This window comes from Pelagimonas sp., assembly GCF_050633425.1.
Taxonomy (GTDB): Bacteria; Pseudomonadota; Alphaproteobacteria; order Rhodobacterales; family Rhodobacteraceae; genus Pelagimonas.
The window spans coordinates 74,586-89,574 of record NZ_JBOEGM010000013.1 but is presented as its reverse complement, the minus strand read 5'-3'; the positions used below and the strand labels follow the sequence as shown (position 1 = coordinate 89,574).

Sequence of the window (14,989 nt, the reverse complement as noted above, 5' to 3'; positions counted from 1 at the left end):
ACCCAACGCACAGTTTTCCTGCGCGGGTTTGAAGGTTCTTTGTATATTTGACATGTCGGTTTTGTAACGTTTTAACGACGAGGTCTGGAAAAGAGCATGCCCTTTACCTGCCCACAGCGCCTGTCGTATATCTGCGCCGACATTTAACCGGAGACGATCCATGCAACTTTTTGTCGGCCTCGGAAACCCTGGCAGCAAATATGCCAAAAACCGGCATAATATCGGCTTTATGGTTTTGGATCAGATTGCTTCCGACCACGGTTTTTCGCCTTGGAAATCAAAATTTCAGGGGCAGATTTGCGAAGGTCGTCTGGGCGGCGACAAAGTCCTGCTTCTCAAGCCCGAGACCTTTATGAATCTATCTGGTCAATCCGTTGGCGAGGCGATGCGCTTTTACAAATTGGAGGCTGGCGATGTGACGGTGTTCCACGACGAGCTTGATCTCGCCCCTGGGAAATGCCGGGTCAAACAGGGCGGTGGACATGCTGGTCACAACGGCTTGCGGTCGATCCATGCGCATATCACCGAGAATTATCAACGTATTCGGCTTGGCATCGGACATCCGGGGCGCAAGGAGTTGGTGTCCGCCTATGTCCTGCATGACTTTGCAAAAGCCGATGATGACTGGCTGAATGACCTGCTTTGGGGGCTAAGCGATGGTGCCGCATCTTTGGCAGATGGGGACACAAGCAGGTTTCAAAACGCGGTTGCGCTTCGTGTGAACCCACCGAGATCATCGACCTCCGCAAAAGCCAAGGACAAACCCAATAAACCGGTTGAAATCACGCCGCCCGCAGAACCGGATTCCCGATCAACGCTACAAAAGCTGGCTGACAAGTTCCGTTAGGAAAATGTCTCTGAGGGCTTGCCCCAACGTGATGCTGCGCGCACTCTGAAGCCCTTGGAGGTGGCACATGTGGAAAACAATTTTGCGCGGTTTGGCCGGACTGGTTTTAATCGCGGTGGCTTTGGGCGTTTGGAAACGAGAAGAACTCGTGCGGTTAAATGCGGTAAACACGCTATTTTCGGAAGAAAAGATCGTGCACAACTTCAGCCATATGGCTGACCTGTTTCACAGCAAACCCATCGAAATTTCCGGTACCCCGACTCCCCTGTTGTCTTCCCAAGACATGACCCCTCCGCAGGGGTGGGAGGAGTGGCTGAACAGACGCTCTGTCACGGCAATCGTGGTTCTAAAAGACGGTGACATCCATTACGAGAGCTATTACCAAGGCACCGGACAAAACGATCCCCGCATCAGCTGGTCAGTCGCGAAATCCTATCTCTCAGCCCTTTTCGGCGTTGTCCTGGCAAATGGCGATATCGCCAGCCTAGAGGACACGGTCACCACTTACGCCCCGTCGCTCAAAGGCAGTGCCTACGAAAACGCGACTATTCTCAATGTCTTACAAATGTCATCGGGTGTCACTTTTGACGAAGACTATCTCGATTTTTGGAGTGACATCAACAAGATGGGCCGCGTTCTGGCATTGGGTGGGTCCATGGATGGCTTTGCGGCCGGCCTGACGGAAACCTTTGAAGCCCCCGGTGCGCAATGGAAATACGTGTCAATCGACACACATATTCTTGGAATGGTGCTTCGTGGGGCAACCGGCCGCGATATCCCGGATCTTCTGGGAGAATACGTTCTTGGCCCCCTCGGCACTTATGGCGCCCCCCATTATGTGACAGATGGTGACGGTGTTTCATTTGTATTGGGTGGATTGAACCTAACCACGCGCGACTATGCTCGTATGGGCGAGATGTTTCGCAACGATGGCGCGTTTCAAGGCCGGCAAATCATTCCCGCAGATTGGGCAGTGCAAAGCACAACCCCTTCGGCGAAAACCAAACCCGGAAACCTAAAATACGGCTATCAGTGGTGGATGCCCGCAGACGCGCAGCCGGGTGAATTTCTCGCACGCGGGATCTACGGACAATATGTTTATGTAAACAAGGAGGCTGGTGTTGTGATTGCGGTCAATGCGGCGGACCGGGCCTTTCGCGAAGAGGGCGCAAATGAGGATAGCATCACCATGTTTCGTAAAATCGCCACTCACCTAAAGGAGCGAGAATCATGATGAAACAACCTTCTATCAATGCCTTGGGAGGCACCCTTGAAGCCTGCTCGCACGATCCTTTGACCGGCTATTATCGGGATGGGCATTGCAATACCTGCGCCCAAGATGCCGGAAGTCACACCGTTTGCGCCGTTATGACAGCTGAGTTTTTGGCCTATTCGGCCTATGTTGGAAATGATCTGTCAACGCCCCGCCCCGATTTTGGCTTTGCTGGATTGAAGCCGGGGGATCACTGGTGCTTGTGCGCGGCTCGTTTTTTGCAAGCCCATGACGAAGGGTGCGCGCCAAAGGTGAACCTCTCTGCAACCCATCGGAATGCTTTGGAGATTGTTCCACTCAAAGTGCTCCAAGAACATGCGTTGCCGATGAATGAATAAGGGCGACACGTAACGCGCCGCCCTTGGTTTAAGGCTTATCCGCCAAGCGAACCAACCCGTTCATCAACCCTTCTGTCCCGTTATGCACGGTCAGCTGGTCAACCTTGCCAGCAATGCTTTCCAATGCCTCAAGCTCTTTGAGGCGCAGCATCACAGGGTTTTCAGCCATCACCTTGGCGGTGTTCAAAAGCGAACGGGTTGCGTTCGTTTCTTCACGACGCCGGATGACATTGGCCTCGGCTTCTTTTTGCGTTGCAACAACCTTGTTCAAGATGTCGCGCATCTCACCGGGCAGGATCACATCTTTCAATGCGATATCGCCCACTTCGATGCCGATCTCGGCCATTTCGCCACGCACCTTGGCGGCGGCTTCTGCATCGACACTCACCTTATCGGCCAACATCTGATCCAATGTCAGCGCGCCAAGGGTTTTGCGAAACGCAAGCTGCAAGGCCCGGTGCAAGGATTCGGCAAAATCCCCGACGGTCGACACCGCACGCACAGGGTCCGTGACACGGAAATCCGCGCTCAGATTGACCCGCAATGAGACGCGATCCTTGGTCAGGATCTCTTGACCGGTCACATCCTTGGTCTGCCAACGGGTATCCACCAGCTTAACCAAATGTTTGCGACCCAGCTGCCAGAACCAATACGTTCCGGGCTCGAGCACCGTCTGATGCACTCCGTCAATCGACCAAAGACCAACCCGTCCCAGCCCAATCTCGACGCAAGTCATATTCCGCATCAAAACTTGACCGCGTTCGGTTTGCCCCAAACGACGGACCAAATCTTTGGGCACGTCATGTGTGTCGGACAAGGCAATGCATTCGACCTTCCAGTCCCCCGCATCGCGCCACAAAAGCAAACGCTTGTCAGGCAAAAGCAGGTCCCAGACCCGGCCATTTCGGCTCAGAACAGCGATCTCATTTGCGCCGGTTTCAACCGCCATCACATGAGGTTCGGCCAGATCGGGCCGCGTGCGCATCAGGGCATCGGAATATTGCGACGTGAAAACGGGAGTTGTCAGGTCAAATACAATCACCTCGGCCTTGTGCGCACTCAGCCGGTGTTCGCCGGGGCCAAGCACAGAGTCAAAGCAACCATTCAACAGGACAAGTGCCCGTTGCGTTTCGGTCAGGGTGAGACGCTGCTTACCTTGCAGCTTATCAATCAACATTTTCATCATATTCTCCAATACGTCTTCATGCGCGCAAAACGCGTTTTCTCCTTTTGGTGTTTGGGGTTGCGCCGGGATTGGCGGCAGGTGTGACGCGCCGGCACGATTACCAAAGCGTGAAATGAGTGGGTCCGAAACCACCCCATTGCCAAGGCAAGTGGCGGAGGATGGGGCGAGCGGTGCCGCGACCCCATGGTGCGCCCTGCCCCATTGAGGCGTGGCGGGCCAACAGGTGGCGGCACGTCTCCCGATCCCCGGCCAATGGCCTGAGCGGGGTTGGGTCAGGCGCGGGTCGTGACCTTTGCCATGATCCACCCCCGCGAGGATGGTTTCGGAACCCGATGTGTTGGACCGCTTAACGCGGGCCGGCGTGATAGGCCGGTGCTCACTTAAGAGCTTTGAAAAACGACAGGAGTCGAACCTGCGACAACCAAATTATGAGTTTGGGGCTCTACCAGACTGAGCTACGTTTGTGGATATGTTGACGGGAGTCGAACCCATGACCTGCGGAACCTAGCCCCGCTGCTCTACCTGACTGAGCTACAACACACTGTGCAACCCCACTGTCTCAGCCTTGGCATACGGGAATGGCAGAGCCAACCGCACCGGGTGAGCAACAACTCAGCCCGCAAAGGTCTGATCCATCAGGACCACGAGGGGGAAATAATCCGCAAGAGATGAGTCGTTCAACCGGTTGGTTGAATGTCCCACAGGGGCGTTGCGCCTGCGCAACATTATTACCCACCTGCGCAACAAATGAAAAAGGCGCTCCGAACCGAAGCGCCTTTTGCCAATTTCCAAAGCGGTTGCGCTTTGCAAAAATATCAATCCGATGTGCGGCCTTCGGTGTCTGACATGTCAAAGCCAAGGTGTTTGGCGACGGTAAAGATATCTTTGTCGCCGCGCCCACACATATTCATGACAATAATGTGGTCCTTTGGCAGGTCAGGCGCGATTTTCATAACATGAGCAAGGGCATGGCTTGGCTCAAGCGCGGGAATGATACCTTCGGTCTCGCAGCTTAATTGAAATGCGCTCAGCGCCTCTTTGTCGGTGATCGCGACGTATTTGGCGCGGCCAATATCGTTGAGCCATGCGTGCTCTGGTCCAATGCCCGGATAGTCGAGACCCGCAGAAATACTAAATCCTTCAAGGATTTGACCGTCATCATCCTGAAGAAGATACGTGCGGTTGCCATGTAAAACACCGGGGCGACCACCAGTCAGCGATGCGCAATGCTCCATCTTGTCATTCACGCCCTTGCCACCGGCTTCGACACCAATGATGTTGACGTCCTTGTCATCAAGGAACGGGAAGAACAGGCCCATCGCGTTGGACCCGCCACCAATGGCGGCAATCAACGTATCGGGCAAACGCCCTTCGGCCTCCATGATCTGCTCTTTGGTTTCTTTACCGATGATGGATTGGAAATCACGAACCATGGCCGGATACGGGTGCGGCCCGGCAACGGTGCCGATGCAATAAAACGTATCATGCACATTGGTAACCCAATCCCGCAAAGCATCGTTCATCGCGTCTTTGAGCGTGCCGCGACCCGAGGTCACCGGAATAACTTCGGCCCCCAAGAGCCGCATACGAAAGACATTGGGAGCCTGGCGCTCAACGTCGTGCGCCCCCATGTAAACCACGCATTTCAAACCGAATTTGGCACAAACGGTGGCGGTTGCCACACCATGCTGCCCAGCGCCGGTTTCGGCGATAATCCGGGTTTTACCCATGCGGCGCGCCAAAATGATCTGGCCGAGCACATTGTTGATTTTATGGGCTCCGGTGTGATTTAGCTCATCCCGTTTGAGATAGATTTTTGCCCCGCCAAGACGTTCTGTCAGACGTTCTGCATGATAAAGAGGCGATGGGCGACCAACGTAATGCTTCCACAAGAAGTCCATCTCATCCCAGAAGGTCTGGTCGGTTTTGGCACGCTCGTATTCTTCTTCAAGTGACAAGATCAGCGGCATCAGGGTTTCAGAAACGAAACGCCCCCCGTGAATGCCAAAACGCCCTTTTTCGTCAGGGCCAGTCATGAAGCTGTTGATGAGGTCATCCATCGCGTCTCTCCCACATGGTCTGAGGGCTTAAATAGGGCAAATCGCAGGGCAAAGACCAGAGCCAAATCACGCCTCTGCCTCTGTCGCCCGCTCAAGGCTTGGATAGCGCGCACCCAAGGTGAGCGCACGCACAACAAATGACACCATCAACGCCGCCCAAAGACCGTGATTGCCCCACGCGGGCAACATCAAAGACACAGCAATGAAATAGGCTGCCGCAGAGATCACCATCATGTTGCGCATATCGCGTGTACGGGTTGCTCCGATGAAAATGCCGTCAAGCATCCAACTGGGCAGGCCCAGGATCGGTGTCATCGCGATCCAGACAAGGAAGAGCCGGGCGTTTGATTGCACCTCGGGGTCTTTGGTGATCATGTCGATGATTAGCCCGCCGCCGAACCAAAAGCCCAAGGCAAAACCGAAATTGCAGATAAACGCCCAAAGCGAGCTCATCACAGCTGCGCGGCGCAATCGGCCTGCCGCCTTTGCGCCGAATGCTTGTCCGACAAGGGCTTCGGCGGCAAAGGCGAACCCATCCAAGGCGAAGGCCATGACTTGGATAAATTGCATCAACACCTGATTAGCGGCGAGCATAACAGTGCCAAGCCCAGCGCTGTAATAGAAGGTAAAGGACAGAAATACCGCCTCAAGCAGCAAAGATCGCAGCAGAATGTCGGTGTTGACCAGAGCCATGCGGCGCATGGCGCTTGTGTCAAAGATCCGAGGCCAGTCTCGGGCCGATGGATGCTTTAGGGCATTTCGACAGAGCCACAAGCCAAGGGCCAATCCGCTCCATTCGGCGACAAAGCTGGACACCGCCACCCCTTCGACGCCCCAGCCAAGACCGGTGACAAAGAGCAAATCCAAGCCGACATTTATAAATGTCACGCAAAGCTGCAGCACAAGCACAGATCGCGCCCGCTCGCGGGCTATGAGCCACCCAAGGATACCGTACATGGCCACAGCCGCAGGGGCCGACCAAATGCGGATTTGCATATAGCGGCGTGACAGGTCTTCGACCTCTTGCTCAACAGGGGAAACCCCAAAAGCCAGCGCAAGGATCGGCTGTAACAACAGGATCATGGCCAAGCCACCGAGACCGCCGATCATCAAAGAACGCACCAACAGTGCGACGACTTCACCGCGATCCCCTGCCCCTTCCGCCTGCGCCGTGAGCCCCGCCGTGCCCATGCGCAGAAACCCAAAAACCCAATAGATGGCTGATAAAACGATGGCCCCGATGCCAACCGCTGCGATCGGTTCCGCCCTCGGGATTTGCCCAACCACGGCTGTGTCCACCACCCCAATCAATGGCACGGCAACATTGGCCAACATGATTGGGATCGCAATTTTCAGGATGCGCGCGTGGGTAATCGTGTCGCTAGATGACATGCCGGGCACTCATTGTTTTGTGGGGCGCAAGAGAACAATTCTTGCTGCATCCTTAAGACAGGTTCCAGAATGAAGCAGGCCCAAAAGTCAAAAAGGCCCAAAAGAAGCAGGCCCAAGAGTTTTCGAAAGGAAAATTCCCAACCGTGGAATTCGCATGCAACGTCTAGGTGTTATGGTCCTTCTGCCTTGGCATTAAGAAATGTGCCGTGGCTTGGGCGATTGGGCGATCTTTGTTGTCTTGCCAGGCTTCGGCTTGAACGGATGCATACCGACGCCCCGACCGAGTGACCCGCGCCCGTGCATAGGCATCACGAGGGAGACCCGAACGCAAATAGTCGACCGTGAAATCAATGGTTTTAGGCAGGCGCGGCAGATCCCCTCGTGCCAATGTATCAGGATCCAAATTGCCGTTTTCGATGTCTTCCCACAGGTAGGACCAGCTCAGTGTGATAATGGCCGCCGTTTCCAAAAACGCCGCTGTGACACCGCCATGCAAGGCAGGTAACAGCGGGTTCCCGATCAGTTTCTCGTCGAAGGGAAGGACGGCTGTTAGCTCATCACCATGGCGTTCAAACTGAATCCCGAGGTAGCGCATATAAGGAACACCTTCGACCAAGGCGGCAAGGGCCGAATCGCGGCGCTGTTTGACGATTTGAACCGGTTCAGGGGGTCTGCGCGCCATTATTTCGCCTCCACGGTAAAGGCTCCGGTCGCCGTTGCGACCGGGTTCTCAAAATCGTCGTCAAAGGCCTTGGCCCGAATAAAGGCGACATTGCGGGTGATGTGATAACACTCGGCATGGGCGGTGATTGTCTGTCCGGGGGTGGCCGCACGCATATAGTCAATGCGCAGATTGATTGTCGCCGTGCCCCCGGGGCTATTGGGATGGCTCATTACGGCCGCGCCGGAACAAGTGTCCATCAATGTCGATACAGCACCGCCGTGAATCACCCCGGTTTCGGGGTCACCGATCAGGGCTTCATCATAGGGCATAGCGATTTCCGCCAACCCATCTTCCAGTCGCGTGATCTTCATCCCGAGCGCCCTGGCATGCGGGATAACTTCGATGAACTGCTTGGTTATCGTGGCCTTATCAACGGTCATGGCGCACTCCTTTGCAGTATTTATGGGCACCAACCGCGCCAGCCGCAAGCGAATAGGCTGACGCAATGGAGCGTTGCGTCACCAAAGGTTGTCAGAGCGATTTTAGAGCCTTAGGTTGCGGGCAAGGGAGTTTGCTATGGAAGATGCCCGTCTTAGCTTCAAAGACATGTGTGAGCGGTTCGACGTAACGCCGCGCACCTTGCGATACTACGAATACATCGAGCTTTTATCGCCCGAGCGGCAAGGCAGATCGCGTTTCTATGGGGCCAAGGAAGTCGCGCGGATGACGCTGATTCTGCGGGGCCGAAAATTCGGGTTCCAGCTCGAAGACATCCGCCAGTGGCTTCTTATCTATGAAAAAGAAGGCAACGAAGCGCAGATGCGGGCTTGGATTGACATGGCCGATGGGCAAATGCGTGAGCTGGATGAGCAGCGCAAACAGCTGGATGAAGCCATGAATGAGCTAAAATCGCTGCGGGATGATGTGGCCTCCGATCTGGGAATTTGATTCTCAGCTTTCCTTCAAGCACCTCTTTAGGACAGGGCGCACTACACGTTAGGATAGTGCGTTAACCCTTTGTTGAGATTTGCAATTCATACGTTAACCACAACTGATTAGAAGATTGTTACAATTTATAGGCCTTGACGTTGCCTGATCTTACGTCAACTTCAAAGTGACGCGGCGTATGAGTTACGTCAACGGTTTTTCCCATTGTATGAAAGGGACAGATTTAGCACCTCATGGCAATCGTTAGCCACCGAGGATGATCTGATGAGCGAAGACAGAGTAATGACGATTAGGGAGATGTGCGACGCGTTTGAGGTAACCCCACGCACTTTGCGCTTTTACGAACAGAAAGAATTGCTGTTCCCAATTCGCGAAGGCCAAAAGCGCCTCTTTACCAAACGTGACCGTGCACGACTGAAACTGATTTTGAGAGGCAAGCGCTTTGGCTTCAGTCTCGAAGAAATCCGCCAGTTGCTTGATCTGTACGATGTTGGAGACCAGCAGCAGTCGCAGCTGGCGCAGACTTATGAGATCGCCCGGCAACGTTTGGCGGATATGGTTCATCAACGTGATGAGCTGAACGTCGCCATCGAGGAGCTGAAAGAACAAATGGTTTGGGGCGAAAAGATGCTCGCCACAGTCCAACACAAGAAAAGCGCGGCTGGGTAAGACCGGCCGGTCACTCTAGGGAGAGAGAGATGCCTTCATATACGGCCCCGACCAAGGACCAGCAATTTGTTCTGCACGAAGTGTTGAACGTTTCAAACGCCGGAATTCCCGGCTATGAAGATCTGGACCGCGACACCACTGGCGCAATTTTGGAAGAATCCGCAAAAATTGCAGAACAGGTGATGGCCCCCCTTAACGTAGTGGGTGACCAACAGGGTTGTAAGCTTGAGAATGGCATCGTTCGGACCCCCGACGGGTTTAAGGCCGCGTTTGACGAAGTGCGCGCTGGCGGTTGGACCGCGCTTGATTGTGATCCAGAATATGGTGGCCAAGGTCTGCCATACCTCATTGCGACCGCTGTCGGAGAGCAGTTTTCAGCCGCAAATATCGCGTTCAATATGTATGCTGGTCTCACGCACGGCGCATATTCAGCCATACACGCCCACGGTACAGATGCGCAGAAAGCCACCTACCTGCCGAAAATGGTCAATTGCGACTGGACCGGCACCATGAACCTGACCGAGCCACATTGTGGCACTGATCTGGGACTGATGCGCACCAAAGCCGTGCCACAGGACGATGGCACGTACAAAATCAGCGGTCAGAAAATCTTTATTTCAGCGGGGGATCATGACCTTTCTGAGAACGTGATCCACCTTGTGCTGGCGAAAATTCCCGGCGGCCCTGAGGGCATCAAAGGCGTGTCACTGTTCATCGTGCCCAAATTCATCGTCAAAGACGATGGATCACTAGGCGATCGTAACAGCGTTTCTGTTGGCAAGATCGAAAAGAAAATGGGGATCAACGGCAATTCGACCTGCGTTCTCGATTATGATGACGCAACTGGCTTCTTGCTCGGAGATCTTCACAAGGGCATGCGCGCCATGTTCACAATGATGAACGAAGCCCGCTTGGGTGTTGGCCTGCAAGGCTTTGCCCAAGCCGAAGTTGCCTATCAGAACGCCGTTGCATACGCCAATGACCGCCTGCAAGGCCGTGATGTCACCGGCATCAAAAACCCAGATGGCCCAGCCGATCCGCTGATCGTACATCCTGATATTCGCCGCAACCTGATGGATCAAAAGTCCTTCATCGAAGGTGGTCGCGCGTTTATTTACTGGGGCGCACAGATGCTCGACCAGTCGCATCGCAACAATGACAAAGACATCAACGGTCTCGTATCGCTGCTCACACCTGTCATCAAAGGATACCTGTCGGACAAGGGCTTCGATTATGCGGTTGCCGCACAGCAAGTTTATGGCGGTCACGGCTTTATCGAAGAATGGGGAATGTCCCAATTCGCCCGCGACGCCCGGATCACGATGATCTACGAGGGTGCCAACGGAGTTCAAGCGCTTGATCTTGTCGGCCGTAAACTGGCCACAGATGGCGGCAAACATGTCATGGCCTTCTTTGATCTGGTCAAATCCTTTTGCAAAGAGAACGGCGAGGACGACACTCTGGCCGATATTGTTGGCCCGCTCAAAGACGCATCCAAAGATCTGCAGGCTGCGGGCATGTACTTCATGCAAAACGGTATGAAGAACCCCAATAACGCGCTCGCTGGATCCTATGACTTCATGCACATGTTCGGTCTGGTGTGCTTGGGGTTGATGTGGGGGCGCATGGCCAAAGCTGCGACGCAAAAACTTGCCGAAGGCACTGACGACGCAGCGTTCTATGAGACGAAACTGGCAACCGCACGCTATTATATGGCACGTCAATTGCCGATGACCGGAACGCATCTACGCCGCATCGAATCCGGTGGTGACACTGTGATGGCGCTGGCTGCTGATCAGTTCTGATATCTGTGATGGCGAGGCCTTTGCCTCGCCACGCATGTCACCGGGTTTGGGAGGAACCGGAATGCGAATAGTGCTCAAACAAAGCTCACCCGACGCGTTTCGGCCCTACGCGTTTCGGACGGTGCTGTTTTACATGTCGCACTTTATGCTCCCCTCCTTTTTAGTACCGGTATTGGATGACCACGCCCGCAGACCGCGGTTGAAAAGGATCTGACATGCCAAAACGGTTTCGCCTGACCCGCCGATTTCCTGTTGCCATGACAGAAGACGGATACCGTGGCCTCAAAAAGTTCGCTCAAGATGCGGGGTTGGACGAAGGCGAAGCCTTGTCGTTTTTGTTCGAGCATTTCGACAGCGTGACGGACTCTGAGGTTTTGATGATCAAACTGCGCCAATTCAATTCCGAGCTTGAAGCTCGTAAGAAGTAAGAAAGAGATCCATCTATGAGCTGGATGACAGACGAGCACAAAATGCTGGCAGAGATGACCCAAAGGTTCATCGAAACCGAATGGGCTCCGCTCTATGACAAGTGGCGCAAGCAAGGTGAGATGGACAAGGAAATCTGGCGGCAGGCCGGAGACCTGGGTCTTCTTGGCCCATCTATTCCCGAGGAATACGGCGGTGCTGGTGGTGATTTTGGCCATGAAGCCGTGATTCTGATGGAAAGCAACCGGGCCAATTTGGCCAGTTGGGGCGTCGGCATCCATTCAGGTATCGTTGCGCATTATGTCTTGGCATATGGCACAGAAGATCAAAAACAGCGCTGGCTGCCCAAACTGGTTTCCGGCGAAATGGTCGGCGCATTGGCCATGACAGAACCCTCGACGGGCTCGGATGTTCAAGCGATCAAGACCAAGGCGGTCAAGGATGGCAACGCATACAAGCTGTCCGGTCAAAAAACCTTTATTACCAATGGCCAACACGCAAATTTGATCATCGTAGCGGCAAAAACAGACCCGACAAAAGGGTCAAAAGGCGTGTCCTTGATGGTCGTTGAGACCGAGGGGGCAGAAGGTTTCCAACGGGGGCGCAATCTGGAAAAAATCGGGTGCCACGCCGCCGACACCTCCGAGCTCTTCTTCGATAACGTTGAAATCGCGCCCGAAAACCTGCTTGGTGGAGAAGAGAACCAAGGCTTTTACCAATTGATGCAACAACTGCCGCAGGAACGTATGGTGATTGCCTGCATGTCGATGGGGGCGATGGAGGGCGCGGTGGAAAGAACCATCGCCTACTGCAAAGAACGCGAGGCCTTTGGTGGCCCTCTGACCCAGTTTCAGAACACCCGGTTCAAACTTGCTGAATGTGTGACGAAGACCAAGGTGTGCCGAGCCTTCCTTGATGAATGCATGGGCGAGCTTATTGCCGGCGAACTCACAGTGGATAAGGCCGCCATGGCCAAGTACTGGCTCACGGATGCTCAAGGTGAGGTGTTGGATGAGTGCCTGCAATTGCACGGCGGATATGGTTACATGCAAGAATACGCAATTGGAGAAATGTGGGCCGATGCCCGTGTGCAACGCATCTATGGCGGCACAAACGAGATCATGAAGGAATTGATTGCGAGGGCACTTTGAGGTTTGAAGCAATAGACTTTGGGGCAAGGATTGGACTGGGGGTTTCTCACCCCCAGACCCCCGTTGAGTTTATCTGGCAAGATGAACCTAGACCGCATATCGAGCCCGGCAGCTGGGCAGCAATCGGTCCATTCATGCACCCGGCCCAATCGTCAAGCGAGGCCCAAGCGCGGCGACAGAGCTTCACCTCGCATGTTGCTCAGCTCTCCAGCCTGCAACACAGCTATGATTTAGCAACAACAAGCTTAAGAAACTCTCAATTTGGCCACGCTTTACCTTGCCAAATAAACTCAGAAAGGATGCGGGACTGCGCGCCCCCTGCACCGACCCGAGACACAAGCGCCATCGGAGGACACGCGCCATGACCATGAAACTTTATTGCTTTGGTGAAAGCGGAAACGCTTACAAAGCCGCGCTTGCGTTACAACTTTCGGGTTTGAACTGGGAAGCGGTGAAAGTCGACTTTTTCAACGGCGAAACCCGATCAGCAGACTACCGCAAAGACGTCAATGAGATGGGAGAGGCCCCGGTGCTTGTTGATGGGGACACCCGGTTGGCCCAATCCGGGGTGATCCAAATGTATATCACCGAGAAAAGCGGCAAGTTTGGGGGCCACACCCCCGAAGACGCACGTGAAGTGATGCGCTGGGTGTTTTGGGACAATCACAAATTGTCTTCTCAGGCCGGAATGACCCGTTTTTTGATGAATTTCCTTCCCGAGGATAAGCGCCCTGCCCCAGTCATCGACTTTATGCAGGGCCGGTTGAGTGCCGCTTACAAGGTGCTCAATGATCATTTGCGCGGGCGCGACTGGATCGTTGCCGATGCTGTCACAAACGCCGACCTGAGCTGTTGTGGCTACTTGTTTTACCCAGAACCCTTCGGTTTTGACCGCTCGGACTGGCCCGAAATTGACCGCTGGCTCTCAAATATCGAGGCGCTGGACGGTTGGAAACATCCCTATGATTTGATGCCCGGCTCCCCCGCGGACCGTGCTTGACCAAGGAAGACAAGAATGACCGAAGCATATATTTATGATGCCGCCCGCACGCCGCGTGGTAAAGGCCGCAAGGATGGCAGCCTTCATGAGGTGACCAGCCTGCGCTTGTCGGCGCAAATGCTCAACGCAATAAAAGAGCGCAATAATCTTGAAGGCCATGCCGTTGAAGATGTGATCTGGGGCAACGTTACGCAGGTTATGGAACAGGGGGGATGTCTGGCGCGGTCGGCGGTTTTGGCCTCTGATCTTGATCAATCTATTCCCGGTTTGGCGATCAACCGGTTTTGTGCCTCAGGCATGGAAGCTGTGAATTTGGCGGCCAACCAAGTCAAAGGGGGCGCAGGCGATGCCTATATCGCTGGTGGTGTCGAAATGATGGGCCGCGTTGCCATGGGCTCGGACGGGGCTGCCATTGCCGTTGACCCCAGCCTGGCCATGGACAGCTATTTTGTTCCTCAGGGGATTTCAGCAGATATTATCGCGACAGAATACGGGTTTAGCCGCGAAGACGCGGATGCACTGGCCGTTGAATCGCAAAAGCGGGCCGCGGCCGCTTGGGAAGACAATCGTTTCGCCAAGTCGGTCATCACTATCAAAGATCAAAACGGTCTGACCATTCTGGATCGCGACGAATACATGCGTCCGGGCACTGGTGTGGACGATCTGGCCAAGCTCAAAGCGTCGTTCAAAGATATGGGCGAAGTCATGCCTGGCTTCGACAAAATCGCCTTGATGAAATACCCGCATCTTGAGCGCATCAACCATATTCACCATGCGGGCAACAGCTCTGGTATCGTTGATGGGTCCGCTGCGGTTTTGATCGGGAACAAGGAATTTGGTGAAAAGCACGGCCTGAAACCGCGCGCCCGTATCCGTGCAACTGCCAAAATCGGCACCGACCCGACGATCATGCTGACCGGCCCGGTTCCCGTGACGGAAAAAATCTTGGCTGACCACGGGATGACGATCAACGATATCGACCTGTTTGAAGTCAACGAAGCCTTTGCGTCTGTGGTGCTGCGTTTCATGCAAGCCTTTGATGTCGATGACAGCAAGGTCAACGTCAACGGGGGATCTATTGCAATGGGTCACCCATTGGGGGCGACCGGAGCGATCATTATTGGGACTTTGCTCGATGAGTTGGAGCGCAGCGGTAAAGGCGTCGGTCTCGCCACGTTGTGTATCGCGTCAGGTATGGGCGCAGCCACCATTATCGAACGCGTCTGAGGC

Annotated in this window: 15 protein-coding genes and 1 tRNA gene; 10 read left to right on the top strand and 6 right to left on the bottom strand. The window is 54.4% G+C overall.

Annotated elements, in window-relative coordinates; translation table 11 throughout:
• Positions 1-160 precede the first annotated feature (160 nt).
• The 3 genes from pth (at position 161) to ACRBB0_RS11550 (ending at position 2,458) form a co-directional block, all read left to right on the top strand.
• Positions 161-847, top strand: a complete 687-nt coding sequence (gene pth, locus ACRBB0_RS11560) for an aminoacyl-tRNA hydrolase (protein ID WP_431374586.1) — start codon at positions 161-163, stop codon at positions 845-847.
• Between the two features lie 67 nt (positions 848-914).
• Positions 915-2,081, top strand: coding sequence for a serine hydrolase domain-containing protein (locus ACRBB0_RS11555; protein WP_431374585.1), 1,167 nt, complete (start codon positions 915-917; stop codon positions 2,079-2,081).
• Positions 2,078-2,458 (top strand): DUF2237 family protein, encoded by a 381-nt coding sequence (locus tag ACRBB0_RS11550; protein ID WP_431374584.1) that lies wholly within the window; start codon positions 2,078-2,080, stop codon positions 2,456-2,458. The genes ACRBB0_RS11555 and ACRBB0_RS11550 overlap by 4 nt, the downstream gene beginning before the upstream one ends.
• A 28-nt stretch (positions 2,459-2,486) precedes the next feature.
• Here the strand turns inward: ACRBB0_RS11550 and ACRBB0_RS11545 are convergent, their stop codons facing one another.
• The 6 genes from ACRBB0_RS11545 to ACRBB0_RS11520 form a co-directional block, all read right to left on the bottom strand.
• The gene (locus ACRBB0_RS11545) at positions 2,487-3,641 is read right to left on the bottom strand and encodes a slipin family protein (protein WP_431374583.1); all 1,155 of its coding nucleotides are present in this window, start codon (positions 3,639-3,641) and stop codon (positions 2,487-2,489) included.
• Positions 3,642-4,108: 467 nt separating this feature from the next.
• A tRNA-Leu gene (locus ACRBB0_RS11540) sits at positions 4,109-4,185 on the bottom strand.
• Between the two features lie 274 nt (positions 4,186-4,459).
• Positions 4,460-5,704, bottom strand: coding sequence for a tryptophan synthase subunit beta (trpB, locus tag ACRBB0_RS11535; protein ID WP_431374582.1), 1,245 nt, complete (start codon positions 5,702-5,704; stop codon positions 4,460-4,462).
• A 66-nt stretch (positions 5,705-5,770) separates the two neighbouring features.
• Positions 5,771-7,096 (bottom strand): MATE family efflux transporter, encoded by a 1,326-nt coding sequence (locus ACRBB0_RS11530; RefSeq protein WP_431374581.1) that lies wholly within the window; start codon positions 7,094-7,096, stop codon positions 5,771-5,773.
• Positions 7,097-7,259: 163 nt separating this feature from the next.
• Positions 7,260-7,778: a PaaI family thioesterase gene (locus tag ACRBB0_RS11525; protein WP_431374580.1), complete on the bottom strand. Its 519-nt coding sequence runs from the start codon at positions 7,776-7,778 to the stop codon at positions 7,260-7,262.
• Positions 7,778-8,200, bottom strand: a complete 423-nt coding sequence (locus ACRBB0_RS11520) for a PaaI family thioesterase (RefSeq protein WP_431374579.1) — start codon at positions 8,198-8,200, stop codon at positions 7,778-7,780. Before ACRBB0_RS11520 ends, ACRBB0_RS11525 begins: the two co-directional genes overlap by 1 nt.
• A gap of 136 nt (positions 8,201-8,336) precedes the next feature.
• On the opposite strand from ACRBB0_RS11520, the gene ACRBB0_RS11515 reads away from it, so the two are divergent.
• The 7 genes from ACRBB0_RS11515 (at position 8,337) to ACRBB0_RS11485 (ending at position 14,986) form a co-directional block, all read left to right on the top strand.
• Positions 8,337-8,708: a MerR family transcriptional regulator gene (locus ACRBB0_RS11515; RefSeq protein WP_431374578.1), complete on the top strand. Its 372-nt coding sequence runs from the start codon at positions 8,337-8,339 to the stop codon at positions 8,706-8,708.
• A 264-nt stretch (positions 8,709-8,972) separates the two neighbouring features.
• Complete coding sequence (locus tag ACRBB0_RS11510; protein ID WP_431374577.1) at positions 8,973-9,377, top strand: MerR family transcriptional regulator; 405 nt, start codon at positions 8,973-8,975, stop codon at positions 9,375-9,377.
• A 29-nt stretch (positions 9,378-9,406) separates the two neighbouring features.
• A complete protein-coding gene (locus ACRBB0_RS11505; protein WP_431374576.1) occupies positions 9,407-11,182 on the top strand; it encodes an acyl-CoA dehydrogenase C-terminal domain-containing protein in 1,776 nt (591 codons plus the stop codon).
• Between the two features lie 215 nt (positions 11,183-11,397).
• Entirely contained in the window at positions 11,398-11,610 is a 213-nt protein-coding gene (locus ACRBB0_RS11500) for a hypothetical protein (RefSeq protein ID WP_431374575.1), read from the top strand.
• Between the two features lie 15 nt (positions 11,611-11,625).
• Positions 11,626-12,759, top strand: coding sequence for an acyl-CoA dehydrogenase family protein (locus tag ACRBB0_RS11495; protein ID WP_431374574.1), 1,134 nt, complete (start codon positions 11,626-11,628; stop codon positions 12,757-12,759).
• Between the two features lie 361 nt (positions 12,760-13,120).
• Entirely contained in the window at positions 13,121-13,759 is a 639-nt protein-coding gene (locus tag ACRBB0_RS11490) for a glutathione S-transferase family protein (protein ID WP_431374573.1), read from the top strand.
• A 15-nt stretch (positions 13,760-13,774) separates the two neighbouring features.
• Positions 13,775-14,986, top strand: a complete 1,212-nt coding sequence (locus ACRBB0_RS11485) for an acetyl-CoA C-acetyltransferase (RefSeq protein ID WP_431374572.1) — start codon at positions 13,775-13,777, stop codon at positions 14,984-14,986.
• The last annotated feature ends 3 nt before the right edge of the window (positions 14,987-14,989 follow it).